The sequence below is a fragment of the Mycobacterium tuberculosis H37Rv genome, from assembly GCF_000195955.2.
In the GTDB taxonomy this organism is placed as follows: Bacteria; Actinomycetota; Actinomycetes; order Mycobacteriales; family Mycobacteriaceae; genus Mycobacterium; species Mycobacterium tuberculosis.
Genome location: NC_000962.3, coordinates 2,745,725 through 2,771,605, shown reverse-complemented (window position 1 = coordinate 2,771,605; position 25,881 = coordinate 2,745,725). Strand labels below are relative to the sequence as shown.

Genomic DNA, 25,881 nt, shown 5'->3' with positions numbered 1-25,881 from the left:
GTCGTTGTACAGACACGCGCCCTCGCGGTGAGGGCTAGCCGTCAGCGTCGAAGTTGCGGGCCCGCAACGATCGCTGCACCGCGGCCTGGCCCTCGAGCACCAGCCGGCGCAATGCGGGCGGAACCTCGGGGTCGCTGAGGAACTCCTCGGCGGCGGTGATGCCCTGCTCGCTGATGTCCCAGTGCGGATACAGGCCAATCACCACCGATTGCGCGACTTCGCTGGATCGCCGTGCCCATACTCCGGGGATCGCCTGAAAGTAGCGTCGCGCGAACGGCTTGAGCAGCTCGCCTTGTCCGGGTGCGGCAATGCCGGCGATCATCGCGCGGCCAGTGGCGTTGGCCAGGGTGTCGTCCTCGACCACCGTGGTGAATGCCTCGTCCTTGACGACGAACTGTGGCCGCGCCGCGCGGGCCTGGGCGGCATGCCGCTTTCCGGCGGCAGTCGGGTCGCGCTGCACCTCGGCGTCGATTCTCGGTGTCTCCGGCCCGTCGGCGTCGATGGCGCCCGCGGTGGCCAGCGCGGTTACGATCCGCCAGCGCAGGTCGGTGTCGACGGCTAAGCCTGCCAATCCACATGCGGCGGGCTCACCCTCGAGCAACGCCCCTAGGGTCTGCACATGCCGGGGGGACAACACCGACGAACACAGCGAGTTGATATAGGCCAGCTGATGATCCGACCCAGGCTCGGCTTCGCGCGCCAACTCCAGCAGCCGGTCGGCGAACTGCGGCCATCCCCGCTCCCGGGCCCAGCCGGGCTCGGCATAGCAACCCAACGCTGTCTGCGCCTGTAGCAGCAGCCGCTGCGCGACCCCGACCTCCGTTTCTGCGTGCACGCCGCCGGACACCAGTGACACGAAGTCGCGGGCACGCAGTTCGGCTTCACGGGTCATTTCCCAGGCGGCCGACCACACCAGCGTGCGCGGCAGCGGCTCGGCGATGTCGGCGATGCGGTCTAGCGCGGTCTGTAGCGACCGCTCGTCCAGCCGCAGCGAACAGTAGGTCAGGTCGTCGTCGTTGACCAGAATCAGTTTCCCGCGCGAAACGCCAACCAGCGCAGGGACGTTCGTGATCGGACCGGAGACATCGAGTTCCTCGCGGTGCACCCGGACCAGCTTGCCGGAACTCTTGGAACCATCATCGTCGTAGATGCCCACCGCCAACCGATGCACCCTGGTCTCACCTGCGCCGGGTGCCGCACCGCTCTGTGTCACCGCGAACCGGGTGAACCTGCCCTCGGCATCAACCTCGAAATCTGGTCGCAGGGTGTTGAGCCCGGTCGTCTTCAGCCACTGCTCGCCCCAATTCGACAGGTCGCGGCCCGAGGCCTTTTCCAACGCGGCCAGCAGATCGTCAAAGCTGGCATTGCCAAAAGCGTGCGTGCGGAAGTAGTCACGCAGGCCGGCCAGAAAGCGCTCCAGCCCGACGTAGGCAACGAGCTGTTTGAGCACCGAGGCGCCCTTGGCGTAGGTGATCCCGTCGAAGTTCACCTCGACAGCGGCCAGGTCGGGGATGTCGGCGGCGATCGGGTGCGTCGACGGCAGCTGGTCTTGGCGATACGCCCAAGACTTCTCCACGGTCGCAAACGTCGTCCAAGCCTCGGTGAATTCGGTGGCCTCGCTTTGGCACAGCACCGAGGCGAAGGTGGCGAAGGACTCGTTCAGCCACAGATCGTCCCACCAGGTCATGGTGACCAGGTCGCCGAACCACATGTGGGCCATCTCGTGCAGCACGGTCTCCGCGCGCCGCTCATAGGATGCCCGGGTGACCTTGCTGCGGAAGACGTAGTCCTCCAAGAAGGTCACCGCGCCGGCGTTTTCCATTGCGCCGGCGTTGAATTCGGGGACGAAGAGCTGGTCGTACTTGCCGAACGCGTATGGCAGGCCAAAGTGCTTGTGGTAGAAGCCGAATCCCTGCTTGGTTTGGGTGAACAGCCGCTCGGCGTCCATGTATTCGGCAAGCGAGGCCCGGCAATAGATGCCGAGTGGGATTTCCCCGTGGTCGTCGATGTAAGTGTCCGTCCAGGCCGCGTATGGTCCGGCGATCAAGGCCACCAGATAGGTGCTCATCCGCGGGGTAGTGGCGAAGGTGTGTACGCCGTTTGCCGCGGCCAGCGGCGCGCCGTTGGAGATCACCTTCCAGTGCGCGGGCGCGGTCACCCGCACGTCAAACGTGGCCTTGAGGTCGGGTTGGTCGAAGCAGGCGAACATGCGCTTGGCGTCGGCGGTTTCGAATTGCGAGTACAGGTAGGTCTCGCCGTCCACCGGATCGACAAACCGATGCAGGCCCTCGCCGGTATTGGAGTAGTGGCAGTCGGCGTCGACGACGACGACGTTGCGCTGGGCCAGTCCGCGCAACGGGATCCCGGCCGCCTCGTCATATCCCGAGACGTCCAGGTCTTGGTCGTTGAGGCTGGCGCGGCGCACGGTGTGGGCGGAGATGTCGATGACCGTGTCGGCGCCGGGGAGTGCGTCGAACACCACGGTGGTGGTCGACCGGAAGGTGCGTTCGCCGGGAGCGCCGTTACCGTCGGTCACATCGAGAATGATCTGGTAGCTGTCCACGGTTATCAGGGCGGCGCGTTCGACGGCTTGGTCCCGCGTGAGGTTTGGAAGGGCCACGGCGTCCAACTTAACCGGGTCGGCGGGAACAGGTGCGGGGCGGCCGTGGTTGTGCTGGGCGGTGTACTCACCGCTGCTGACTCCAACGAGAGGACCGCGCCATGCTCGAGAAGGCCCCCCAGAAGTCTGTCGCCGATTTCTGGTTCGATCCGCTGTGCCCGTGGTGCTGGATCACGTCGCGCTGGATCCTCGAGGTGGCAAAGGTCCGCGACATCGAGGTGAACTTCCACGTCATGAGCCTGGCAATACTCAACGAAAACCGTGACGACCTGCCCGAGCAATACCGCGAAGGCATGGCGAGGGCATGGGGACCGGTACGGGTGGCGATCGCCGCCGAGCAGGCCCATGGGGCGAAAGTCCTGGACCCGCTGTACACCGCGATGGGCAACCGGATTCACAACCAGGGCAACCACGAACTCGACGAGGTCATCACCCAGTCGCTGGCGGACGCCGGTCTGCCCGCGGAGTTGGCCAAGGCCGCTACCAGCGACGCTTACGACAACGCCCTGCGCAAAAGCCACCACGCCGGGATGGACGCGGTGGGCGAGGACGTCGGTACGCCGACGATCCATGTCAATGGTGTGGCGTTCTTCGGGCCGGTGCTCTCGAAGATTCCGCGCGGCGAGGAAGCCGGCAAGCTCTGGGATGCCTCGGTTACCTTCGCTTCCTACCCGCACTTTTTTGAGCTCAAGCGGACCCGCACCGAGCCGCCTCAGTTCGACTAGCCGCCGATAGTGAATTCGGCGCCGGAACACGCCCGGGTTCTTGTCGCCGAATTCACTATCGGCGGGCGCCCGCGCCGGCGCCCGGCAGTGTGTCGGGCACAATGTCGGGCATGCGCGTCTACCTGGGGGCCGACCACGCCGGATATGAGCTCAAGCAGCGGATCATCGAGCACCTGAAGCAAACCGGCCACGAGCCGATCGACTGCGGCGCGTTGCGCTACGACGCCGACGACGACTACCCGGCATTCTGCATTGCCGCAGCGACGCGCACTGTCGCCGATCCGGGCAGCCTGGGCATCGTGCTGGGCGGATCGGGCAACGGGGAGCAGATCGCCGCCAACAAGGTGCCCGGCGCTCGCTGCGCGCTGGCCTGGAGTGTGCAGACCGCGGCGCTGGCTCGCGAGCACAACAACGCCCAATTGATCGGCATCGGCGGCCGCATGCACACGGTGGCCGAGGCACTGGCGATAGTCGACGCCTTCGTCACCACGCCGTGGTCGAAAGCGCAACGCCACCAACGGCGTATCGACATTCTCGCCGAGTACGAACGGACCCACGAAGCGCCGCCGGTGCCCGGCGCTCCGGCCTGACTCCCGTGCCTGAGGGGCATACGCTGCATCGGCTGGCCCGGCTGCACCAGCGCCGGTTCGCCGGTGCGCCGGTCTCGGTGTCCAGCCCCCAGGGCCGGTTCGCCGATTCGGCTTCCGCGCTCAACGGTCGGGTGTTGCGGCGGGCCAGTGCCTGGGGCAAACACCTGTTCCATCACTACGTCGGCGGCCCCGTGGTGCACGTGCATCTCGGGCTCTATGGCACCTTCACCGAATGGGCACGCCCCACAGATGGGTGGCTACCCGAACCCGCGGGGCAGGTGCGGATGCGGATGGTCGGGGCAGAATTCGGCACCGACTTGCGCGGCCCGACGGTGTGTGAGTCGATCGACGACGGCGAGGTTGCGGACGTGGTTGCCAGGCTGGGACCCGACCCGTTGCGTAGCGACGCCAACCCGTCGTCGGCATGGTCTCGGATCACCAAGTCTCGCAGGCCCATAGGCGCGCTCTTGATGGACCAAACGGTGATCGCCGGTGTTGGCAACGTCTACCGTAATGAGTTGCTTTTTCGGCACCGGATCGACCCACAGCGGCCCGGCCGCGGGATCGGTGAGCCGGAATTCGACGCGGCCTGGAACGATCTGGTGTCGTTGATGAAGGTGGGCTTGCGCCGCGGCAAGATCATCGTGGTGCGCCCCGAACATGACCATGGTCTGCCGTCATATCTGCCCGACCGGCCCCGCACCTATGTGTACCGCCGAGCCGGCGAGCCGTGTCGGGTGTGTGGGGGAGTGATCCGCACGGCACTGCTCGAGGGCCGCAATGTTTTCTGGTGCCCGGTCTGTCAGACCTGACCGCCTGGTGGCTAGCCGTCTAGGAACGGTTTACCCCGAGCGCGGCGTAGACCTCGTTGGACAGGACGACGCTGCGCGGATCCGCGTTGGCCTTGGTGGCGTCGAAGCGGTTCATCACGTAGGCGTAGCCGATCCGGTGCTCGAGGTCGACGAACCCAAACGAGCCGCCGAGGCCACCATGCCCGAAAATCCGTGGGTTGGGTCCATTGACGCCGCGCTGGTTGAGCATGTAGCCCAGACCCCAGCCATGGTCGGCGACCCTCGGGCCGAGCACCAGATCGGTGTCGAAGCCGCCCTGTGAGACCCGGACCAGCTCCATGTGCTCGCGGCTGAGCAGCTTCTCCTGGGCAAGCCCGTTGTAGAACGTCGCCAGCCCCAGCGCAGACACCTGGCCGTTGGTGCCGGGGAATTCGATCTGACGCCACAGCTGCAGGTCGTTGGAGCCGAGTTCGTCGTCGGGGGCGAAGCCCATCGACACCGACAATGCAGCCTTGGGATGTTCGTTTAGGCTGGTGGGGTAGCCGGGGGCTTGGACGTCGGCCAGCAATTGGCGGATGTGCGGCTTATCAACTAGATCGGCGCAGCGGAGCTGTTCGCCGGGATGCAAGCCAATGTGGACGTCCGCACCCAGCGGCTCAGCGATCTCGGTACGCAGGTATTGACCGACCGTACGGCCTGTGACGCGGCGGAACACTTCGCCGAGGATGAAACCGAAGGTGGTCATGTGGTAGCCCTGCGCGGCACCCGGCTGCCACCACGGTTCGGCGGCGGCCAGTTGCTCGCAGACAAAATCCCAATCGGCGACCTGCTCCCAGCCCAGCCGTCCGCGCGGCCCGATCGCCCCGGAGCGGTGGCTCATCACCATCGCCAGCGTGATGGCCTGCTTACCCGCCTGTCCGAACTCGGGCCAGTAGCGTGCCACCGGCGCATGCAGGTCAAGCTCACCGCGATCGACGAGCTGATGCACACACGTGGCCGTTAGTGCCTTGGTACCGGACAGCACGGTGGCCAGCGTGTCGTGCTGCCAGGGCCGGGTACCGCCGGCGTCGGCGGAGCCGCCCCACAGGTTGACGACAAGATCCCCGTCGACCCACACCGCGACGGCCGCGCCGACCTCGTTGCGCAGCACAAAGTTGCGCTCGAACGCGTCGCGTACCTTGGTGAACTCCGACGCGCACGAGCCCTTGATGTCAGGCTGATTCATGGGTCGCGCATGGCGCCTTTCTGCCGAACAAACGCATGGCCCGAGCGGGCGACGGGAATCGAACCCGCGTCGCTAGTTTGGAAGACTAGGGCTCTACCATTGAGCTACGCCCGCATGTATTTAGTCGAGCGCGACTGTACGTGGTGACAGACATCAAATCTAATCGGAGTCGTTTTGAGACCTTCCCGTGAGGTCTCAAGAGGTCATTGCGGTGCCGGTGTCGCCGGGCCGTAGGATCGCGAGGTCAGCGCGGGGTGTAGCGCAGCTTGGTAGCGCATCCGCTTTGGGAGCGGAAGGCCGCAGGTTCAAATCCTGTCACCCCGACCAGCCGACCGCCGTTATCGACTACCAAGGAGCACACCCGTGAAGAGCACCGTCGAGCAGTTGAGCCCCACCCGGGTTCGTATCAACGTGGAGGTGCCATTCGCCGAGCTTGAGCCGGATTTCCAGCGGGCCTACAAAGAGCTGGCCAAACAGGTGCGGCTGCCCGGCTTCCGGCCCGGGAAGGCGCCGGCCAAACTACTCGAAGCCCGCATCGGCCGGGAGGCCATGCTGGATCAAATCGTCAACGATGCGCTGCCCAGCCGGTACGGACAGGCGGTGGCCGAGTCGGATGTCCAACCGCTCGGCCGGCCCAACATCGAGGTGACCAAGAAGGAGTACGGCCAGGACCTGCAATTCACCGCCGAGGTCGACATCCGCCCGAAGATCAGTCCCCCGGACCTGAGCGCGCTGACGGTCTCGGTGGATCCGATCGAAATCGGTGAGGACGACGTCGACGCCGAACTGCAGTCGTTACGTACCCGGTTCGGCACCCTGACCGCGGTGGACCGGCCGGTGGCCGTCGGCGACGTCGTCTCGATCGACTTGTCTGCCACGGTCGACGGAGAGGACATACCGAACGCAGCCGCTGAGGGACTCTCCCACGAGGTCGGCTCCGGCCGGCTCATCGCAGGTCTCGACGACGCGGTTGTTGGTCTGTCCGCCGACGAGTCCCGGGTCTTCACCGCCAAGCTGGCAGCCGGCGAGCACGCCGGGCAGGAAGCTCAGGTTACCGTCACGGTCAGGTCGGTTAAGGAGCGCGAACTACCAGAGCCCGACGACGAATTCGCGCAGTTAGCCAGCGAGTTCGACAGCATCGACGAATTGCGGGCCAGCCTCAGCGACCAGGTGCGCCAGGCCAAGCGCGCCCAGCAGGCCGAGCAGATTCGAAACGCCACCATCGATGCGCTACTCGAACAGGTCGACGTGCCGTTGCCGGAGTCGTATGTGCAGGCCCAATTCGACAGCGTGCTGCACAGCGCGCTCAGCGGTCTTAATCACGACGAAGCCCGGTTCAATGAGTTGCTCGTCGAGCAAGGCTCGTCACGCGCGGCGTTCGATGCCGAGGCGCGCACCGCCTCAGAAAAGGACGTCAAGAGGCAGCTGTTGCTAGACGCCCTGGCCGATGAGCTGCAGGTCCAAGTTGGCCAGGATGATCTGACCGAACGACTGGTGACGACGTCTCGGCAATACGGCATCGAGCCGCAGCAGCTGTTCGGCTACCTCCAAGAGCGCAACCAGCTGCCGACCATGTTCGCTGACGTGCGGCGCGAGCTGGCGATCAGGGCCGCAGTGGAGGCGGCGACGGTCACCGACAGTGACGGAAACACGATCGATACCAGTGAGTTCTTCGGCAAGCGTGTGTCGGCCGGTGAGGCTGAGGAGGCCGAACCGGCAGACGAGGGTGCCGCGCGGGCGGCGTCCGACGAAGCGACAACGTGACCGTATGACGCTGTAAGCGAACGCGCCGGTTTCAGGGGGTGCGTGACCGCGAAACAGCCAGCCTGGTTGGTTAGTGTCGGAGCATAGAAGAACTCGAGGAAAGCAGGTGCCCCACTGTGAGCCAAGTGACTGACATGCGTTCGAACTCGCAGGGTCTTAGCCTCACGGATTCGGTCTACGAGCGCTTGCTCTCCGAGCGCATCATCTTCCTGGGCTCGGAGGTGAACGACGAGATCGCCAACCGGTTATGCGCTCAGATTCTGCTGCTGGCCGCCGAAGACGCCAGCAAGGACATCAGCCTCTACATCAATTCGCCGGGTGGATCGATCAGCGCCGGCATGGCGATCTACGACACCATGGTGCTGGCGCCCTGTGACATCGCCACCTACGCGATGGGCATGGCCGCCTCGATGGGCGAGTTCCTGCTGGCGGCAGGTACCAAGGGCAAGCGCTACGCGCTGCCGCATGCTCGCATCCTGATGCACCAGCCGTTGGGCGGGGTGACCGGCAGCGCGGCCGATATCGCCATCCAGGCCGAGCAGTTCGCCGTGATCAAGAAAGAAATGTTCCGGCTCAACGCCGAATTCACCGGCCAGCCGATCGAGCGCATTGAGGCGGATTCCGATCGCGACCGCTGGTTCACCGCCGCCGAAGCCCTGGAATACGGTTTCGTCGATCACATCATCACCCGCGCCCACGTCAATGGAGAAGCACAGTGAATTCCCAAAATTCTCAGATCCAGCCCCAGGCGCGCTACATCCTGCCGTCGTTCATCGAGCACTCCAGCTTCGGGGTCAAGGAGTCCAATCCATACAACAAGCTGTTCGAGGAACGCATCATCTTCCTCGGCGTCCAGGTCGACGACGCGTCGGCGAACGACATCATGGCACAGTTGCTGGTGTTGGAGTCGTTGGATCCCGACCGCGATATCACCATGTACATCAACTCGCCGGGCGGTGGGTTCACCTCGCTGATGGCGATCTACGACACCATGCAATACGTGCGGGCCGATATCCAGACGGTGTGTCTGGGCCAGGCCGCCTCGGCGGCTGCGGTGCTGCTGGCCGCCGGAACACCGGGCAAGCGCATGGCGCTGCCGAATGCGCGGGTGTTGATCCATCAGCCGTCGTTGTCGGGCGTGATCCAGGGACAGTTCTCCGATCTGGAGATCCAGGCCGCCGAGATCGAGCGGATGCGCACCCTGATGGAAACCACGCTGGCCCGCCACACCGGCAAGGACGCCGGAGTGATCCGCAAAGACACTGACCGGGACAAGATCTTGACCGCGGAAGAGGCTAAGGACTACGGCATCATCGACACGGTGCTCGAGTACCGGAAGCTCTCCGCGCAAACCGCCTGAGCCATGGGCGGGTGGTGCGGCCGTGGCGTGGCTTGGTGGTCGCCACCCGACATGCGCCGAGATCCACGCCAGAGCGGAAAATCACCATAAGGCGTGACGCTAACGTCGATCTCGGCGCAGGGACTGTGGGGGCGCACCGAGCGAGACCACTTAGCTGGCGGGGGTCCGGGGGAAGCGCGTCCAACCAAGGACGAACGCGCCGGTCAGCAATACGGCGGCGCCGCCCAACGCGAGCTTGATTCCGCTCACGAAGACCGCGTCGGCGGCCAGTACGATCTCATCCTCCTGCGCCGCAGTTATCCGGTGTCCTGGCCCGATAAATGCCGCGTGGGCATGCGGATTCGCGCTGTCCACGATGACGTCGACAACGATCGCGCGAGCGATGGGATCGGGAATTTCGTCGGCCATGGTGTTCGGCAGCGCGGCACCCAACCAGGCCGCGACAATGGTGCCCAGGAAGGCGACGCCGAAAATGCCGCCCAGCGACCGCTGCAGATTGAGCATCCCGGCGGCCATGCCGGCACGGCCATCATCGACCTTGGTCATTCCAAGATGCAACAGCGGTGTGGCGCAGCCGCCGGCTCCCGCGCCAAAGATCGTCAGGCCAACAAGGGCCACTGGATGCGCGTGGTCCATCGAGATCGCGAAAATCGCCAACCCGATGAACATGGCCGCCAGGCACGTCAGCACCGGGAGCTGAGGACCCCATTTGTTGACCGCCCTACCCGCCAGCAGACTCGCCACCCCGAATCCCGCGGGGACCGGCAACATCATCAAACCCGCGTGCAGCGGCGATAGGTCGCGCACATTTTGGAAGTGCTGGGTGATCACCATCAGAGTCCCGAAAAAGCAGGACATCACCACGAAGTAGACGATCAGCACCGATCGGTACAACGGCTCGGCGAACAGTTTGAGATCGACCAACGGGAAAGCGGCGCGGTGTTCGTGTCGAACAAACAGCCACAGCAGTACCCCAGCCGCTAACAGCAACGCCGCCACGAACCCGGCGGACTGCCGGTCGAACCGGGGAGCCTCGATGATGGTGTATGCGATCAGGGCGACGGCCGGGATAAGCGTCAGCTGTCCCACCCAGTCGAGTTGAGTGGGCTCGGGATCCTGTGACTCGTCGACACCGACTAGCGTCAGCAGCCACACGATGGCACCGAGCGGAACGTTCACCAGGAACACGCTGCGCCAACCGAGGCCGTCGACCATGAGCCCGCCCAGCGCGGGGGCAGATGCCGCACCGACCATGCCTATGGCCATCCAGTTGGATATCGCCCGTGCTTTCATTCGGGGATTGGGAAAGGAGTGGCTTAGCAAGGCCAGCGAGAGCACTGAGATGAACGCCGCTCCTAAACCTTGGATCACTCGTGCGACCGTGAAAACTGCCAGGCTGACCGGTAGCACACAGACAATAGAGCTCACGACGAAGAGCGTGACCCCGAACACAAAACTGCGCCTGCGACCGTAGCGATCGCCCAGCAGGGCGCAACTCATCAGCACGGCCGCCATGCCCAGGCTGTACCCGGCGACCGCCCACTGCAGACCTTGTTCGCCCGTGTGAAACACCTTTTGGATGCTGGGCAATGCGACATTGACGATGTTGACGTCCACGAACACCATGAAGATGCCCAGCCCCGTTGCCAACACGGTCAGCCGCTGGCGCGGTGTCATTGCAGTGTGGGAATCGCCCTCCACGGTGTCGGGTGCCGCAGTCACATCTGACTTCTCCGGTTGGTTGCCCATAATGCGGTTCTTACTCATGCGTAGCCGGGCTTCGCGGTCACAAGAACTAACCCTAGGTAACGCCTCGATGAGGCAGTAGAGGCAATTTTCGCTTTCAGCCTCGGGGCGGCGCGGTGGTCAGCGCTCGCCCGATTTCGGCAATATCGATCGGCCGTACTCGGCAGCATCCGCCCACGATGCGCGCGCCCGCCGCAACCCATTCCCGCGCAAGCTGCCCGGAAGATCCGGAAAACCGCCGCGGACCTACCCAGGCGCGGCGCCGACCATCCCAACCCTCACCGCTGTTCGGGTACACGATCACCGGTTTGCCTGTGTGGGCGACGGCGAAAGCGATGGCCGGCAACACGTCGTCGGGTGCGCAGCAGTTGACGCCGACGGCGACGATCTCGGGAACTCCTGCGGCCACCGCAAACGCGTCGGTGAGCGGTTGCCCGGCGCGAGTCCGCGTCCCGTTGATCGTGTAGCTGAGCCAGGCCGGCGTAGCCAACCGCCGCACCAGGTTGACCAGCGCTTCGGCTTCGTCGATATCGGGGATGGTTTCCAGGGCGAGCATGTCAGCGCCGGCATCGACTAGCACCTCGAGCCGTGGCAGATGCCACTTCATCAAGGCTGCGACGGACAGGCCGTAGTATCCGCGGTATTCGGATCCGTCAGCCAGCGCGGCGCCGTATGGCCCGACCGAGGCTGCGACCGATAGACCGCCAACGCCGACCTCGTCGCGCGCAGCCTGGGCGAGTTCGACGCTGCGGCGCAGCAGCACGGTGGCGTCGTCATGACCTATGCCGCGCGCCGCGAAGCCCTCGAACGAGGCCTGGTAGCTGGCAGTCGTGGCAATCTGGGCCCCAGCGCGAAAGTACGCGGTATGCACCGCGGTGATCGCGTGCGGAGCGTCCACCAGCAGCCGCGCCGACCACAACGGGTCGGACAGGTCGTGACCGCGCGCCTCAAGCTCGGTGGCCAGGCCGCCATCGCTGATCAGCACGGAATCGCTGACCAATTCCACAACGCCACTGTAGGGTGGTCAGCTGGCGGTCGGGCCGCTGCCGGGTCCGCGACGCGCGGGCCTCGGTGGGGTTACGACCGCGACACGCCAGAGACACGGATCGCGCGTCTCGGCGAGTGGGGCGCAGTCGGGCTATATGTTTCATTCAGACGAGAGGCGTGAACACCCTGAAATCTCTAGGACGCTATTCGGTGCTAACGGTCGCGGGGGGCCGGAGCAAGCGGGTAGCGTCGGGGCATACACGGGGCACGGCAACACGAACGGCGATCAGGAAGTAGGCCATCAGCATTATGGCGCGCATAGGAGACGGTGGTGACCTGCTGAAGTGCTCGTTCTGCGGGAAGAGCCAAAAACAGGTCAAGAAGCTCATTGCCGGCCCCGGCGTGTACATCTGCGATGAGTGCATCGACCTGTGTAACGAGATCATCGAAGAGGAACTCGCCGACGCCGACGATGTGAAACTCGACGAGCTGCCCAAGCCGGCCGAGATCCGGGAGTTCCTCGAGGGCTACGTCATCGGGCAAGATACCGCCAAACGCACGCTGGCCGTGGCGGTGTACAACCACTACAAGCGGATCCAGGCCGGGGAGAAGGGCCGTGACTCCCGATGTGAGCCCGTTGAGTTGACCAAGTCGAACATCTTGATGCTCGGACCCACCGGTTGTGGCAAGACCTACCTGGCCCAGACGCTGGCCAAGATGCTTAACGTGCCGTTTGCCATCGCCGACGCCACCGCGCTGACCGAGGCCGGTTACGTCGGCGAGGACGTCGAGAACATCTTGCTCAAACTTATTCAGGCCGCCGACTACGACGTCAAACGCGCCGAGACCGGCATCATCTACATCGACGAGGTCGACAAGATCGCCCGCAAGAGTGAGAACCCGTCGATTACTCGCGACGTCTCCGGTGAGGGCGTTCAGCAGGCCTTGCTGAAAATCCTGGAGGGCACTCAGGCGTCGGTTCCGCCGCAGGGGGGCCGTAAGCACCCGCATCAAGAGTTCATCCAGATCGACACCACCAACGTGCTGTTCATCGTCGCGGGAGCGTTCGCCGGGCTGGAGAAGATCATTTACGAGCGCGTCGGCAAGCGGGGCCTCGGCTTTGGCGCCGAGGTTCGTTCCAAGGCCGAGATCGACACCACCGACCACTTTGCCGACGTGATGCCGGAGGATCTGATCAAGTTCGGCCTGATCCCGGAATTCATCGGCCGCCTGCCGGTGGTCGCCTCGGTCACCAACCTGGACAAAGAGTCGTTGGTCAAGATCCTGTCCGAGCCGAAGAACGCTTTGGTCAAGCAGTACATCCGGCTGTTCGAGATGGATGGCGTGGAGTTGGAGTTCACCGACGATGCGCTGGAAGCGATCGCCGACCAGGCGATCCATCGCGGCACCGGTGCCCGCGGCCTGCGGGCGATCATGGAAGAAGTCCTGCTGCCGGTGATGTACGACATCCCGAGCCGCGACGATGTCGCCAAAGTGGTGGTCACCAAGGAGACCGTGCAGGACAACGTGTTGCCGACAATCGTGCCACGCAAGCCGTCCCGTTCGGAGCGCCGCGACAAGAGCGCGTAGCCCCGCGACGACTGCATGTCGGGCACCGTTGTGGCAGTGCCGCCACGGGTGGCGCGTGCGCTGGACCTGCTGAATTTCTCGTTGGCTGATGTTCGCGACGGTCTGGGCCCCTATCTGTCGATATACCTCCTGTTGATCCACGATTGGGATCAAGCCTCGATCGGGTTCGTCATGGCGGTCGGCGGCATTGCGGCCATCGTGGCCCAGACGCCGATTGGCGCCCTGGTGGACCGGACCACGGCCAAGCGGGCGCTGGTCGTCGCCGGCGCGGTGCTGGTCACCGCCGCCGCAGTGGCGATGCCGCTGTTTGCGGGCTTGTATTCCATCTCGGTGCTGCAGGCCGTCACCGGGATCGCCAGCTCGGTTTTCGCTCCGGCGTTGGCGGCGATCACGTTGGGTGCTGTCGGTCCTCAGTTTTTCGCCAGACGGATTGGGCGTAACGAAGCGTTCAACCACGCCGGTAACGCGTCGGCGGCTGGGGCGACCGGCGCGCTGGCGTACTTCTTCGGGCCGGTGGTGGTGTTCTGGGTGCTGGCCGGCATGGCGTTGATCAGCGTGCTGGCGACACTGCGGATCCCGCCGGACGCGGTCGACCACGATTTAGCGCGTGGTATGGACCATGCGCCCGGCGAGCCGCATCCGCAGCCGTCGCGGTTCACCGTGTTGGCGCACAACCGCGAACTGGTGATCTTCGGGGCGGCGGTTGTCGCGTTCCACTTCGCCAACGCGGCGATGCTGCCGCTGGTCGGCGAGCTGTTGGCGTTGCACAATCGAGACGAAGGAACGGCGCTGATGTCGTCGTGCATCGTCGCGGCGCAGGTCGTGATGGTGCCGGTGGCGTATGTGGTCGGGACCAGGGCCGACGCGTGGGGGCGAAAGCCGATCTTTTTGGTGGGGTTCGCTGTCTTGACCGCTCGCGGGTTCCTCTACACGTTGTCGGATAACTCCTACTGGCTGGTGGGCGTGCAGTTGCTCGACGGTATCGGAGCCGGCATTTTCGGGGCGTTGTTTCCCCTTGTCGTACAGGACGTCACACACGGAACGGGACATTTCAATATCAGCCTCGGGGCGGTAACCACGGCAACGGGCATTGGTGCCGCGCTGTCTAATCTTGTTGCCGGCTGGATCGTGGTCGTCGCGGGCTATGACGCGGCATTCATGTCGCTGGGTGCGCTCGCCGGGGCCGGCTTCCTCCTGTACCTGGTCGCGATGCCGGAAACCGTGGATTCGGATGTCCGGGTGCGGTCGCGGCCAACCCTCGGGGGGAAGTGACCAATACCACAGTTCTGTGTCGTCGCTACCGCCAGCCCTCGCTGACTTCGCCTTTTGGTCGGTTACCGGCCGCATATATGGCATCGGAGACCGCCTTACACCCGAAATGAAATGTCATAATCGCTACCGCCAGTGACACAAGCCGTGCGGCGCGGGGGTGTCGCTCCGACGACGCGTAACCTGAAGCTGCAGCGCGGAGTGCCTGTCCGATAACACATGGAAGGCGGAGACGTGGATCCGAACGGCAGCGGGGCCGGGCCAGAGTCTCATGACGCGGCATTTCATGCCGCGCCTGATCGGCAACGCTTGGAAAATGTGGTGATCCGGTTCGCTGGAGACTCCGGCGACGGCATGCAGCTAACCGGCGACCGATTCACCTCGGAGGCAGCGCTTTTCGGCAACGATCTGGCGACCCAGCCGAACTACCCCGCAGAGATCCGGGCACCGGCGGGCACGTTGCCCGGAGTGTCGTCTTTTCAGATTCAGATAGCCGATTACGACATCCTGACCGCCGGTGACCGTCCCGACGTGCTCGTCGCCATGAACCCGGCAGCGTTGAAGGCCAATATCGGCGACCTACCGCTTGGCGGAATGGTGATCGTGAACTCTGACGAGTTCACCAAGCGCAACCTGACGAAAGTGGGCTACGTGACAAACCCGCTGGAGTCCGGCGAGCTGTCCGACTATGTGGTGCACACCGTCGCCATGACCACACTGACCCTGGGTGCCGTCGAGGCGATCGGCGCGTCCAAGAAGGATGGCCAGCGCGCCAAAAATATGTTTGCGCTGGGTCTGCTGTCGTGGATGTACGGGCGCGAGCTCGAGCACAGCGAGGCCTTCATCAGGGAGAAGTTCGCCCGCAAGCCCGAAATCGCCGAGGCCAACGTGTTGGCCCTCAAGGCCGGCTGGAACTACGGCGAAACCACCGAGGCCTTCGGCACGACCTATGAGATACCGCCCGCGACTTTGCCGCCCGGCGAGTACCGGCAGATCTCGGGCAATACCGCGCTGGCCTACGGGATCGTGGTGGCCGGTCAGCTCGCCGGCCTTCCGGTCGTGCTCGGCAGTTATCCGATTACTCCGGCGTCGGACATCCTGCACGAACTGTCCAAGCACAAGAACTTCAATGTCGTCACCTTCCAGGCCGAAGACGAGATCGGCGGCATCTGCGCTGCGCTGGGTGCCGCCTACGGTGGTGCGTTGGGAGTCACCAGCACATCGGGACCGGGAATTTCGCTGAAGTCCGAAGCGCTGGGACTGGGTGTGATGACCGAACTGCCGTTGCTGGTCATAGACGTGCAGCGGGGCGGGCCGTCGACCGGTCTACCCACCAAGACCGAGCAGGCCGACTTGCTGCAGGCGCTCTACGGCCGCAATGGCGAGTCACCGGTGGCGGTGCTGGCGCCGCGCTCTCCTGCCGACTGCTTTGAAACCGCCCTTGAGGCGGTGCGCATCGCGGTGTCCTACCACACCCCGGTGATCTTGTTGTCCGACGGCGCCATCGCCAACGGCTCGGAGCCATGGCGAATCCCGGATGTCAATGCGCTACCGCCCATTAAGCACACCTTCGCCAAACCCGGCGAGCCCTTCCAGCCTTATGCCCGTGACCGGGAAACCCTTGCCCGCCAGTTCGCCATTCCGGGCACCCCCGGTCTGGAACACCGCATCGGCGGGCTGGAAGCTGCCAATGGCTCGGGCGACATCTCCTACGAGCCGACTAATCATGACCTCATGGTCCGGTTGCGCCAAGCCAAGATCGACGGTATCCATGTTCCCGATCTGGAAGTCGATGATCCGACCGGGGACGCCGAGCTGTTGTTGATCGGGTGGGGCAGCTCCTACGGCCCAATCGGTGAAGCGTGCCGGCGCGCGCGTCGCCGAGGCACCAAGGTAGCGCACGCCCATCTGCGCTATCTCAACCCGTTCCCGGCCAATTTGGGTGAGGTGCTGCGGCGTTACCCCAAGGTGGTGGCTCCGGAGTTGAACTTGGGCCAGCTGGCCCAGGTGCTGCGCGGTAAGTACCTGGTCGACGTGCAATCGGTCACCAAGGTTAAGGGTGTCTCGTTCCTGGCCGACGAGATTGGGCGCTTTATCCGGGCCGCACTTGCCGGGAGATTGGCCGAGCTTGAGCAAGACAAGACGTTGGTCGCCAGATTGTCGGCGGCCACGGCGGGAGCGGGAGCAAACGGATGACCCGCTCCGGCGATGAAGCACAGCTCATGACCGGCGTGACCGGTGATTTGGCGGGCACCGAGCTCGGCCTGACTCCGAGCTTGACCAAGAACGCTGGGGTGCCCACCACGGATCAGCCGCAGAAGGGCAAGGATTTCACCAGTGACCAGGAGGTGCGCTGGTGCCCGGGCTGCGGCGACTACGTCATCCTCAACACCATCCGAAACTTCCTGCCCGAACTGGGGCTGCGGCGTGAGAACATCGTGTTCATCAGCGGTATCGGATGCTCCAGCCGGTTCCCCTATTACCTGGAAACCTACGGCTTTCATTCGATTCACGGCCGCGCGCCCGCGATAGCGACCGGTCTGGCGCTGGCTCGCGAGGATCTGTCGGTATGGGTGGTCACCGGCGACGGTGACGCCTTGTCGATCGGCGGTAACCACCTGATCCACGCGCTGCGCCGCAACATCAACGTGACGATTCTGCTGTTCAACAACCGGATCTATGGGCTGACCAAAGGACAGTATTCGCCGACATCGGAGGTCGGCAAGGTCACCAAGTCGACACCGATGGGCTCGCTGGATCACCCGTTCAATCCGGTGTCGTTGGCGCTGGGGGCAGAGGCGACGTTCGTTGGCCGCGCGCTGGACTCAGACCGTAACGGGCTGACCGAAGTGCTGCGTGCCGCGGCCCAGCATCGCGGTGCTGCCCTGGTCGAAATCCTGCAGGACTGCCCGATCTTCAACGACGGCTCGTTCGATGCGCTGCGCAAGGAGGGCGCCGAGGAGCGGGTCATCAAGGTCCGCCACGGCGAGCCGATCGTCTTCGGGGCCAACGGCGAATACTGCGTGGTCAAGTCCGGATTCGGCCTCGAAGTGGCCAAGACGGCCGATGTGGCCATCGACGAGATCATTGTGCACGATGCGCAGGTCGACGACCCGGCCTACGCCTTCGCGCTGTCCCGGCTGTCCGATCAGAACCTGGACCACACCGTGCTGGGAATCTTTCGGCACATCAGCCGGCCAACCTACGATGATGCGGCCCGCTCGCAGGTAGTCGCGGCCCGAAACGCCGCCCCGTCCGGCACCGCTGCACTGCAGTCACTGTTGCACGGGCGCGACACTTGGACCGTCGACTGACGTGGCTGAGCTCGCGCCCGACACAGTGCCGCTGGCCGGGGTTGTTCTCGCGGGAGGTGAATCCCGCCGAATGGGTCGCGACAAAGCCACCCTGCCCCTCCCCGGGGGAACCACCACGCTGGTGGAGCATATGGTCGGCATTCTCGGCCAGCGCTGCGCGCCGGTTTTCGTGATGGCCGCTCCGGGACAACCGTTGCCCACGCTGCCGGTCCCCGTTCTGCGTGATGAGCTGCCGGGGCTGGGGCCGCTGCCGGCGACCGGTCGCGGGTTGCGTGCGGCTGCGGAGGCCGGTGTCCGGCTCGCGTTTGTCTGTGCGGTCGACATGCCTTATCTGACAGTGGAATTGATCGAGGATCTCGCGCGCCGCGCGGTGCAGACCGATGCCGAAGTGGTGTTGCCCTGGGATGGCCGTAACCACTACCTGGCCGCGGTGTATCGGACGGATCTGGCCGACCGCGTCGACACGTTGGTCGGTGCCGGCGAGCGAAAGATGAGCGCCCTGGTCGACGCTTCGGATGCACTGCGGATCGTGATGGCGGATTCCCGACCGCTGACCAACGTCAATTCGGCCGCAGGCTTGCACGCACCGATGCAGCCCGGACGCTAATACTATTCCGTATTAATTTTCTGGTGGCCTTTCGAGATATTCTCGTCTTGTTTTCAATGAAGACGTTATTAACATTGGCCATGGCCGCCGCTTCTAGTACTGCCTTGACTACAGTTGGCGTCTCTGGTGCGCGGTTGATCACGTATTGCGTTGGGGTGGAGGACATTTGAGTCTGCTGACGGTAGAGGATCCGGCTGTTACGGCAGACTGCTATTTGGTGGTGCCCCAGGTTACCTATGAATCACAGTGCGGCACTTAGTATTAGGGCGGATTATTGGGAGCAGTCTAGCTGATTCGAGGTGTGGTGGACGTCGGGGTGGGCAAGTCGTTGTGGCGCAGGTCACCACGGCGTGTGGATCAGATCCCGGACCAGGGCCACGATGGTGACAAATCCGTGTCCGGGGTCACAATATTTGCGTGATTCGGCTCACGATAGCGCCGCGGTCGCAAAGATACAGCTGAGCCAAAACCGCACTTCTGACCTGCAACAACAATTGTGCCACCGCGCCGTGATCGGCTTGTGATTGAACTGATATCTCGGTTTGCCGGAGATGACGAATCCAAATCGTTATCGTACGGTCCCCTTGGCCCGGCAGACGGGCAGCAAGAAATCTCAACAATTGAATCTACGGACCCGCGTGCGAGCGGAGCCGGGGACGGCTGAATCGGTTGGCCGACCCGCAGGCGGCGGCTAGCAGCCGCGCCGGGCAGATCAAGCGCTCCGCTGCCGTGCCGGACCGAGACGGCACGTCCCACGCAGCACCCTCGAATGCACCTGGCAGCTAACCCATGCCCGTGGGTTGGCTTTGGCGCGCGCGCACCGCGAAAGGAACAACGTTGAAGAACGCCCGTACGACGCTCATCGCCGCCGCGATTGCCGGGACGTTGGTGACCACGTCACCAGCCGGTATCGCCAATGCCGACGACGCGGGCTTGGACCCAAACGCCGCAGCCGGCCCGGATGCCGTGGGCTTTGACCCGAACCTGCCGCCGGCCCCGGACGCTGCACCCGTCGATACTCCGCCGGCTCCGGAGGACGCGGGCTTTGATCCCAACCTCCCCCCGCCGCTGGCCCCGGACTTCCTGTCCCCGCCTGCGGAGGAAGCGCCTCCCGTGCCCGTGGCCTACAGCGTGAACTGGGACGCGATCGCGCAGTGCGAGTCCGGTGGAAACTGGTCGATCAACACCGGTAACGGTTACTACGGCGGCCTGCGGTTCACCGCCGGCACCTGGCGTGCCAACGGTGGCTCGGGGTCCGCGGCCAACGCGAGCCGGGAGGAGCAGATCCGGGTGGCTGAGAACGTGCTGCGTTCGCAGGGTATCCGCGCCTGGCCGGTCTGCGGCCGCCGCGGCTGACCACCGCGAAAAGACGCAAAAGCTCCCAAATCCGGTCGGATTTGGGAGCTTTTGCGTCTGCTCGCGCACCCCGGAGTAGCGTCAAACCCGTGACCGCTACGCCGCGTGAATTCGACATCGTGTTGTACGGGGCGACCGGCTTCGTCGGCAAGCTGACCGCCGAATACCTGGCCCGGGCCGGGGGAGATGCCCGGATCGCGCTGGCCGGCAGGTCGACGCAACGGGTGCTCGCCGTTCGCGAAGCCCTGGGCGAATCCGCGCAGACCTGGCCGATCCTGACCGCCGACGCGTCGTTGCCGTCGACGCTGCAAGCCATGGCCGCCCGCGCCCAGGTCGTGGTCACCACCGTTGGGCCCTACACCCGCTACGGGCTGCCGCTGGTGGCCGCATGCGCTGCCGCCGGCACCGACTACGCCGACCTGACCGGCGAGCCGATGTTCATGCGCAACAGCATCGACTTGTACCACAAGCAGGCCGCCGACACCGGTGCACGCATCGTGCACGCCTGCGGATTCGACTCCGTCCCATCTGATCTGAGCGTGTACGCCCTATACCACGCGGCACGAGAAGACGGCGCCGGCGAGCTGACCGACACCAACTGCGTGGTGCGTTCCTTCAAAGGCGGGTTCTCCGGCGGCACCATCGCATCGATGCTGGAGGTGTTGAGCACCGCTTCTAACGATCCCGATGCGCGCCGCCAGCTATCCGACCCCTACATGCTGAGCCCAGACCGCGGCGCCGAACCCGAACTGGGCCCACAGCCTGACCTGCCGTCGCGTCGTGGCCGTCGGCTCGCGCCGGAACTGGCCGGTGTGTGGACCGCGGGATTCATCATGGCGCCCACCAACACCCGGATCGTGCGCCGCAGCAACGCGCTCCTGGACTGGGCCTACGGCCGGCGGTTCCGCTACAGCGAAACCATGAGCGTAGGGTCCACGGTGCTGGCGCCGGTGGTATCGGTTGTCGGCGGCGGTGTCGGCAACGCGATGTTCGGCTTGGCCAGCCGCTACATCCGCCTGCTGCCGCGGGGACTGGTAAAGCGTGTCGTCCCCAAACCCGGCACCGGCCCCAGTGCGGCGGCTCGCGAGCGCGGCTACTACCGCATCGAGACCTACACCACCACAACCACCGGAGCCCGGTACCTGGCGCGCATGGCCCAAGATGGTGACCCCGGCTACAAGGCGACGTCGGTGTTGTTGGGGGAGTGTGGTCTGGCGCTGGCACTGGATCGCGACAAGCTGTCCGACATGCGTGGTGTGTTAACCCCCGCGGCCGCAATGGGTGACGCCCTGCTGGAGCGTTTGCCGGCCGCCGGTGTGTCGCTGCAGACCACGCGACTGGCTAGCTGAATCCGGGCGGTTTCGGGCGCTTTCATGCCGGTGTGAAGCGGTTCCTAGAATTGATCGGTGACCGCCAGCCCTCACCCTGCCGCCGATATGCTGCCCAAGTCGTGGGATCCGGCCGCGATGGAGAGCGCCATCTATCAGAAGTGGCTGGACGCTGGCTACTTCACCGCGGACCCGACCAGCACCAAGCCGGCCTATTCGATCGTGCTGCCGCCGCCGAACGTGACCGGCAGCCTGCACATGGGCCACGCGCTGGAACACACCATGATGGACGCCTTGACGCGGCGCAAGCGGATGCAGGGCTATGAGGTGCTCTGGCAGCCGGGCACCGACCATGCCGGGATCGCCACCCAGAGCGTGGTCGAGCAGCAGCTGGCGGTCGACGGCAAGACTAAAGAAGACCTCGGCCGCGAGCTGTTCGTGGACAAGGTGTGGGATTGGAAGCGAGAGTCTGGCGGTGCCATCGGCGGCCAGATGCGCCGACTCGGTGACGGGGTGGACTGGAGCCGCGACCGGTTCACCATGGACGAAGGTCTGTCGCGGGCGGTGCGCACGATCTTCAAGCGGCTTTATGACGCCGGGCTGATCTATCGGGCCGAGCGGCTGGTCAACTGGTCGCCGGTGCTGCAGACCGCGATCTCCGACCTCGAGGTCAACTACCGCGACGTCGAAGGCGAGCTGGTGTCGTTTAGGTACGGCTCGCTTGACGACTCGCAACCCCACATCGTGGTCGCCACCACCCGGGTCGAGACGATGCTGGGCGATACCGCGATCGCCGTCCATCCCGATGACGAGCGCTACCGTCACCTGGTCGGCACCAGCCTGGCGCACCCATTCGTCGACCGGGAGCTGGCCATTGTCGCCGACGAGCACGTGGACCCTGAATTCGGCACCGGCGCGGTCAAAGTCACACCCGCCCACGACCCCAACGACTTCGAAATCGGGGTGCGCCACCAGCTGCCGATGCCCTCGATCCTGGACACCAAGGGCCGGATCGTCGACACCGGAACGCGATTCGACGGCATGGACCGCTTCGAGGCACGGGTCGCGGTGCGCCAAGCGCTCGCGGCCCAGGGCCGCGTGGTCGAAGAAAAGCGACCCTACCTGCACAGCGTCGGACACTCCGAACGCAGCGGCGAGCCGATCGAGCCGCGGCTATCCCTGCAGTGGTGGGTCCGGGTGGAATCGCTGGCCAAAGCGGCCGGGGATGCGGTGCGCAACGGGGACACCGTGATTCACCCGGCCAGCATGGAACCCCGCTGGTTCTCCTGGGTCGACGACATGCACGACTGGTGCATCTCGCGACAGCTCTGGTGGGGGCATCGGATCCCGATCTGGTACGGACCCGACGGCGAACAGGTGTGCGTCGGCCCGGACGAAACACCCCCGCAGGGCTGGGAACAGGATCCTGACGTGCTGGATACCTGGTTTTCGTCGGCGCTGTGGCCGTTTTCCACGCTGGGTTGGCCGGACAAGACGGCGGAGCTGGAAAAGTTCTATCCGACAAGCGTTCTGGTTACCGGCTATGACATCTTGTTCTTTTGGGTGGCCAGAATGATGATGTTCGGCACCTTCGTCGGCGACGACGCCGCCATCACCCTCGACGGCCGCCGGGGCCCGCAGGTGCCGTTCACCGACGTGTTTCTGCATGGGCTGATCCGCGACGAGTCTGGCCGCAAGATGAGCAAGTCCAAGGGCAACGTCATCGACCCGCTGGATTGGGTGGAAATGTTCGGGGCCGATGCGCTGCGGTTCACGCTGGCCCGCGGGGCCAGTCCCGGTGGTGACTTGGCGGTGAGCGAGGATGCCGTGCGGGCGTCGCGCAATTTCGGGACCAAGCTGTTCAACGCCACTCGGTACGCACTGCTCAATGGCGCCGCGCCAGCACCCCTGCCATCGCCGAACGAGCTGACCGACGCCGACCGCTGGATTCTCGGAAGGTTGGAAGAGGTTCGGGCCGAAGTTGATTCGGCCTTCGACGGATACGAGTTCAGCCGCGCTTGTGAGTCCCTGTATCACTTCGCCTGGGACGAATTCTGCGACTGGTACCTCGAACTGGCCAAAACGCAGCTTGCCCAGGGACTCACACACACCACCGCCGTGCTGGCCGCCGGGCTGGACACGCTGCTGCGCCTGCTGCACCCGGTGATTCCCTTCCTCACCGAGGCGCTATGGCTGGCGCTGACCGGCAGGGAATCGCTGGTCAGCGCCGACTGGCCGGAGCCTTCCGGGATTAGCGTGGACCTTGTTGCCGCGCAACGGATTAACGATATGCAGAAGTTGGTGACCGAAGTGCGGCGGTTCCGCAGCGATCAAGGTCTGGCCGACCGGCAGAAGGTTCCGGCCCGAATGCACGGTGTGCGGGACTCGGATCTGAGCAACCAGGTGGCCGCCGTGACCTCGCTGGCGTGGCTCACCGAGCCGGGCCCGGATTTTGAGCCGTCGGTCTCGTTGGAGGTTCGGCTCGGCCCCGAGATGAACCGCACCGTCGTCGTCGAGCTCGACACCTCGGGCACCATCGACGTGGCCGCCGAGCGTCGCCGCCTGGAAAAGGAGTTGGCCGGCGCCCAAAAGGAGCTGGCGTCGACCGCCGCCAAGTTGGCCAACGCGGACTTTCTGGCCAAAGCGCCCGACGCCGTCATTGCCAAGATCCGGGACCGCCAGCGCGTGGCGCAGCAGGAAACCGAGCGCATCACCACCCGGTTGGCTGCGCTGCAATGAATTCGACGAATTCCGGCCCGCCTGACTCGGGATCGGCCACCGGCGTCGTGCCCACTCCGGACGAGATCGCGTCCCTGCTGCAGGTTGAGCATCTACTCGACCAACGCTGGCCGGAGACCCGCATCGATCCGAGCCTGACCCGGATCAGCGCGTTGATGGACCTGCTGGGCTCGCCCCAACGCAGCTATCCGTCGATCCATATCGCGGGCACCAACGGCAAGACCTCGGTGGCGCGCATGGTCGACGCGCTGGTCACCGCGCTGCACCGGCGCACCGGCCGAACCACCAGCCCACACCTGCAGTCACCGGTGGAACGCATTTCGATCGACGGCAAGCCGATCAGCCCGGCGCAGTATGTGGCGACCTACCGGGAGATCGAGCCGTTGGTGGCGCTGATCGACCAGCAGTCGCAGGCTTCTGCGGGTAAGGGTGGCCCGGCGATGAGCAAGTTCGAGGTGCTCACCGCGATGGCGTTCGCGGCCTTTGCGGACGCGCCCGTCGACGTGGCAGTGGTCGAGGTGGGCATGGGCGGACGTTGGGACGCCACCAACGTGATCAACGCACCGGTCGCCGTCATCACCCCGATCAGCATTGATCACGTCGACTATCTCGGTGCCGATATCGCCGGGATCGCCGGGGAGAAGGCGGGCATCATCACTCGGGCCCCCGACGGTTCGCCGGACACCGTCGCGGTCATCGGGCGTCAGGTCCCGAAGGTCATGGAGGTGCTGCTGGCCGAATCGGTGCGCGCCGACGCGTCGGTGGCCCGGGAGGATTCCGAATTCGCGGTGCTACGGCGACAGATCGCGGTCGGCGGTCAGGTACTGCAACTGCAGGGCCTCGGCGGGGTTTACTCCGACATCTACTTGCCGCTGCACGGTGAACACCAGGCGCACAACGCGGTGCTCGCCCTCGCTTCCGTCGAGGCCTTTTTCGGTGCCGGTGCGCAGCGTCAGCTCGACGGCGACGCCGTCCGGGCCGGCTTTGCCGCCGTCACCAGTCCCGGCCGGTTGGAGCGCATGCGCAGCGCACCCACGGTGTTCATCGACGCCGCGCACAATCCGGCCGGGGCGAGTGCTCTGGCACAAACGCTGGCGCATGAGTTCGACTTCCGATTTCTGGTCGGGGTGCTCAGCGTGCTGGGCGACAAGGACGTGGACGGCATCCTGGCCGCACTGGAGCCGGTGTTCGATTCCGTCGTCGTGACCCACAACGGGTCGCCGCGGGCGCTGGATGTCGAGGCCCTGGCGCTGGCGGCCGGCGAGCGGTTCGGACCCGACCGGGTGCGCACCGCCGAGAACCTGCGCGATGCTATCGACGTTGCCACCTCACTGGTCGACGACGCCGCCGCCGACCCGGATGTGGCCGGGGACGCATTCTCGAGAACCGGGATCGTCATCACCGGCTCGGTTGTCACCGCAGGGGCGGCTCGGACCTTGTTCGGTCGTGATCCGCAATGACCGACCGGTCGCGTGAGCCGGCTGACCCGTGGAAGGGATTCAGCGCGGTGATGGCGGCGACGCTGATCCTCGAGGCGATCGTGGTGCTGCTGGCAATACCGGTAGTGGACGCGGTCGGCGGTGGGCTGCGTCCGGCCTCGCTGGGCTATTTGGTCGGTCTGGCCGTGCTGTTGATACTGCTGACCGGGCTGCAGCGCAGACCCTGGGCAATCTGGGTGAACCTGGGCGCACAACCGGTGCTGGTTGCCGGCTTCGCCGTGTACCCGGGTGTGGGTTTCATTGGCGTGCTGTTCGCCGCGTTGTGGGTCCTGATCGCGTATTTGCGTGCCGAGGTGCGGCGGCGTCGGGATTACCGGGTGTCGCAATGACCGGTTTGGGCATACATCTTGCGGCATCTAGTGTTGGGCACC

Annotated in this window: 22 protein-coding genes, 2 tRNA genes and 2 other annotated features; of the genes, 18 read left to right on the top strand and 6 right to left on the bottom strand. The window is 65.0% G+C overall.

The annotated features are described in order from the left end of the window. Positions 1-34: 34 nt before the first annotated feature. The gene (gene pepN, locus Rv2467) at positions 35-2,620 is read right to left on the bottom strand and encodes an aminopeptidase PepN (RefSeq protein ID YP_177885.1); all 2,586 of its coding nucleotides are present in this window, start codon (positions 2,618-2,620) and stop codon (positions 35-37) included. Positions 2,621-2,721: 101 nt separating this feature from the next. On the opposite strand from pepN, the gene Rv2466c reads away from it, so the two are divergent. The 3 genes from Rv2466c to Rv2464c all read left to right on the top strand — a co-directional run bounded on the left by Rv2466c (position 2,722) and on the right by Rv2464c (position 4,747). Next, on the top strand, positions 2,722-3,345 hold the full coding sequence (locus Rv2466c) for a hypothetical protein (protein ID NP_216982.1): 624 nt from the start codon (positions 2,722-2,724) through the stop codon (positions 3,343-3,345). Between the two features lie 101 nt (positions 3,346-3,446). After that, positions 3,447-3,935: a ribose-5-phosphate isomerase B gene (gene rpiB, locus Rv2465c; RefSeq protein ID YP_177884.1), complete on the top strand. Its 489-nt coding sequence runs from the start codon at positions 3,447-3,449 to the stop codon at positions 3,933-3,935. Positions 3,936-3,940: 5 nt separating this feature from the next. Next, positions 3,941-4,747, top strand: a complete 807-nt coding sequence (locus tag Rv2464c; RefSeq protein NP_216980.1) for a DNA glycosylase — start codon at positions 3,941-3,943, stop codon at positions 4,745-4,747. A 19-nt stretch (positions 4,748-4,766) separates the two neighbouring features. Here the strand turns inward: Rv2464c and lipP are convergent, their stop codons facing one another. Continuing rightward, positions 4,767-5,951, bottom strand: coding sequence for an esterase/lipase LipP (lipP, locus tag Rv2463; protein NP_216979.1), 1,185 nt, complete (start codon positions 5,949-5,951; stop codon positions 4,767-4,769). 43 nt (positions 5,952-5,994) lie between these two features. Continuing rightward, positions 5,995-6,065: transfer RNA gene (gene glyV / locus Rvnt27), tRNA-Gly, on the bottom strand. Between the two features lie 136 nt (positions 6,066-6,201). On the opposite strand from glyV, the gene proU reads away from it, so the two are divergent. The 4 genes from proU to clpP2 all read left to right on the top strand — a co-directional run bounded on the left by proU (position 6,202) and on the right by clpP2 (position 9,075). Next, a tRNA-Pro gene (gene proU / locus Rvnt26) sits at positions 6,202-6,275 on the top strand. 39 nt (positions 6,276-6,314) lie between these two features. Next, entirely contained in the window at positions 6,315-7,715 is a 1,401-nt protein-coding gene (gene tig, locus Rv2462c; RefSeq protein NP_216978.1) for a trigger factor, read from the top strand. Positions 7,716-7,831: 116 nt separating this feature from the next. Beyond that, on the top strand, positions 7,832-8,434 hold the full coding sequence (clpP1, locus tag Rv2461c; protein ID YP_177883.1) for an ATP-dependent CLP protease proteolytic subunit 1: 603 nt from the start codon (positions 7,832-7,834) through the stop codon (positions 8,432-8,434). After that, positions 7,910-8,209 (bottom strand) — a repeat region (300 bp direct repeat copy 2). Its footprint overlaps the gene before it by 300 nt. Beyond that, positions 8,431-9,075: an ATP-dependent CLP protease proteolytic subunit 2 gene (clpP2, locus tag Rv2460c; protein NP_216976.1), complete on the top strand. Its 645-nt coding sequence runs from the start codon at positions 8,431-8,433 to the stop codon at positions 9,073-9,075. The genes clpP1 and clpP2 overlap by 4 nt, the downstream gene beginning before the upstream one ends. After that, positions 8,545-8,844 (bottom strand) — a repeat region (300 bp direct repeat copy 1). Its footprint overlaps the gene before it by 300 nt. A gap of 150 nt (positions 9,076-9,225) precedes the next feature. Here clpP2 and Rv2459 read toward each other — a convergent pair. Both Rv2459 and mmuM read right to left on the bottom strand, forming a co-directional pair. Continuing rightward, positions 9,226-10,752, bottom strand: a complete 1,527-nt coding sequence (locus Rv2459; RefSeq protein NP_216975.1) for an MFS-type transporter — start codon at positions 10,750-10,752, stop codon at positions 9,226-9,228. A 166-nt stretch (positions 10,753-10,918) separates the two neighbouring features. Then, positions 10,919-11,827 (bottom strand): homocysteine S-methyltransferase MmuM, encoded by a 909-nt coding sequence (mmuM, locus tag Rv2458; RefSeq protein NP_216974.1) that lies wholly within the window; start codon positions 11,825-11,827, stop codon positions 10,919-10,921. Positions 11,828-12,117: 290 nt separating this feature from the next. Here mmuM and clpX point away from each other — a divergent pair, with 290 nt between their 5' ends. From clpX to Rv2452c, 6 genes are all read left to right on the top strand, one after another. Then, positions 12,118-13,398, top strand: coding sequence for an ATP-dependent CLP protease ATP-binding subunit ClpX (gene clpX / locus Rv2457c; RefSeq protein ID NP_216973.1), 1,281 nt, complete (start codon positions 12,118-12,120; stop codon positions 13,396-13,398). Positions 13,399-13,413: 15 nt separating this feature from the next. Then, complete coding sequence (locus tag Rv2456c; protein ID NP_216972.1) at positions 13,414-14,670, top strand: MFS-type transporter; 1,257 nt, start codon at positions 13,414-13,416, stop codon at positions 14,668-14,670. Positions 14,671-14,901: 231 nt separating this feature from the next. Beyond that, positions 14,902-16,863: a 2-oxoglutarate oxidoreductase subunit KorA gene (locus Rv2455c; RefSeq protein NP_216971.1), complete on the top strand. Its 1,962-nt coding sequence runs from the start codon at positions 14,902-14,904 to the stop codon at positions 16,861-16,863. Beyond that, the gene (locus Rv2454c; RefSeq protein ID NP_216970.1) at positions 16,860-17,981 is read left to right on the top strand and encodes a 2-oxoglutarate oxidoreductase subunit KorB; all 1,122 of its coding nucleotides are present in this window, start codon (positions 16,860-16,862) and stop codon (positions 17,979-17,981) included. The genes Rv2455c and Rv2454c overlap by 4 nt, the downstream gene beginning before the upstream one ends. Position 17,982: 1 nt before the next feature. Then, positions 17,983-18,588: a molybdenum cofactor guanylyltransferase gene (mobA, locus tag Rv2453c; RefSeq protein NP_216969.1), complete on the top strand. Its 606-nt coding sequence runs from the start codon at positions 17,983-17,985 to the stop codon at positions 18,586-18,588. Positions 18,589-18,611: 23 nt separating this feature from the next. After that, complete coding sequence (locus tag Rv2452c; protein NP_216968.1) at positions 18,612-18,758, top strand: hypothetical protein; 147 nt, start codon at positions 18,612-18,614, stop codon at positions 18,756-18,758. A gap of 187 nt (positions 18,759-18,945) precedes the next feature. On the opposite strand, the gene Rv2451 is transcribed toward Rv2452c, so the two are convergent. Beyond that, positions 18,946-19,344 (bottom strand): hypothetical protein, encoded by a 399-nt coding sequence (locus Rv2451; RefSeq protein NP_216967.1) that lies wholly within the window; start codon positions 19,342-19,344, stop codon positions 18,946-18,948. An 81-nt stretch (positions 19,345-19,425) separates the two neighbouring features. Here Rv2451 and rpfE point away from each other — a divergent pair, with 81 nt between their 5' ends. The 5 genes from rpfE to Rv2446c all read left to right on the top strand — a co-directional run bounded on the left by rpfE (position 19,426) and on the right by Rv2446c (position 25,839). Then, positions 19,426-19,944, top strand: a complete 519-nt coding sequence (gene rpfE, locus Rv2450c; protein NP_216966.1) for a resuscitation-promoting factor RpfE — start codon at positions 19,426-19,428, stop codon at positions 19,942-19,944. 89 nt (positions 19,945-20,033) lie between these two features. Continuing rightward, positions 20,034-21,293: a trans-acting enoyl reductase gene (locus Rv2449c; RefSeq protein NP_216965.1), complete on the top strand. Its 1,260-nt coding sequence runs from the start codon at positions 20,034-20,036 to the stop codon at positions 21,291-21,293. An 87-nt stretch (positions 21,294-21,380) separates the two neighbouring features. Further along, positions 21,381-24,011, top strand: a complete 2,631-nt coding sequence (gene valS, locus Rv2448c) for a valine--tRNA ligase (protein ID NP_216964.1) — start codon at positions 21,381-21,383, stop codon at positions 24,009-24,011. Further along, positions 24,008-25,471, top strand: a complete 1,464-nt coding sequence (folC, locus tag Rv2447c) for a folylpolyglutamate synthase FolC (RefSeq protein ID NP_216963.1) — start codon at positions 24,008-24,010, stop codon at positions 25,469-25,471. The genes valS and folC overlap by 4 nt, the downstream gene beginning before the upstream one ends. After that, positions 25,468-25,839 (top strand): integral membrane protein, encoded by a 372-nt coding sequence (locus Rv2446c; protein NP_216962.1) that lies wholly within the window; start codon positions 25,468-25,470, stop codon positions 25,837-25,839. Before folC ends, Rv2446c begins: the two co-directional genes overlap by 4 nt. Positions 25,840-25,881 lie beyond the last annotated feature (42 nt).

Excerpts from the sequence above, each read along its gene's own strand:
- Rv2466c (NP_216982.1), top strand. The coding sequence starts at position 2,722 with ATGCTCGAGAAGGCCCCCCAGAAGTCTGTCGCCGATTTCTGGTTCGAT.
- rpiB (YP_177884.1), top strand. The coding sequence starts at position 3,447 with ATGTCGGGCATGCGCGTCTACCTGGGGGCCGACCACGCCGGATATGAG.
- lipP (NP_216979.1), bottom strand. The coding sequence starts at position 5,951 with ATGAATCAGCCTGACATCAAGGGCTCGTGCGCGTCGGAGTTCACCAAG.
- Rv2459 (NP_216975.1), bottom strand. The coding sequence starts at position 10,752 with ATGACACCGCGCCAGCGGCTGACCGTGTTGGCAACGGGGCTGGGCATC.
- clpX (NP_216973.1), top strand. The coding sequence starts at position 12,118 with ATGGCGCGCATAGGAGACGGTGGTGACCTGCTGAAGTGCTCGTTCTGC.
- Rv2456c (NP_216972.1), top strand. The coding sequence starts at position 13,414 with ATGTCGGGCACCGTTGTGGCAGTGCCGCCACGGGTGGCGCGTGCGCTG.
- Rv2454c (NP_216970.1), top strand. The coding sequence starts at position 16,860 with ATGACCCGCTCCGGCGATGAAGCACAGCTCATGACCGGCGTGACCGGT.
- valS (NP_216964.1), top strand. The coding sequence starts at position 21,381 with ATGCTGCCCAAGTCGTGGGATCCGGCCGCGATGGAGAGCGCCATCTAT.
- folC (NP_216963.1), top strand. The coding sequence starts at position 24,008 with ATGAATTCGACGAATTCCGGCCCGCCTGACTCGGGATCGGCCACCGGC.
- Rv2446c (NP_216962.1), top strand. The coding sequence starts at position 25,468 with ATGACCGACCGGTCGCGTGAGCCGGCTGACCCGTGGAAGGGATTCAGC.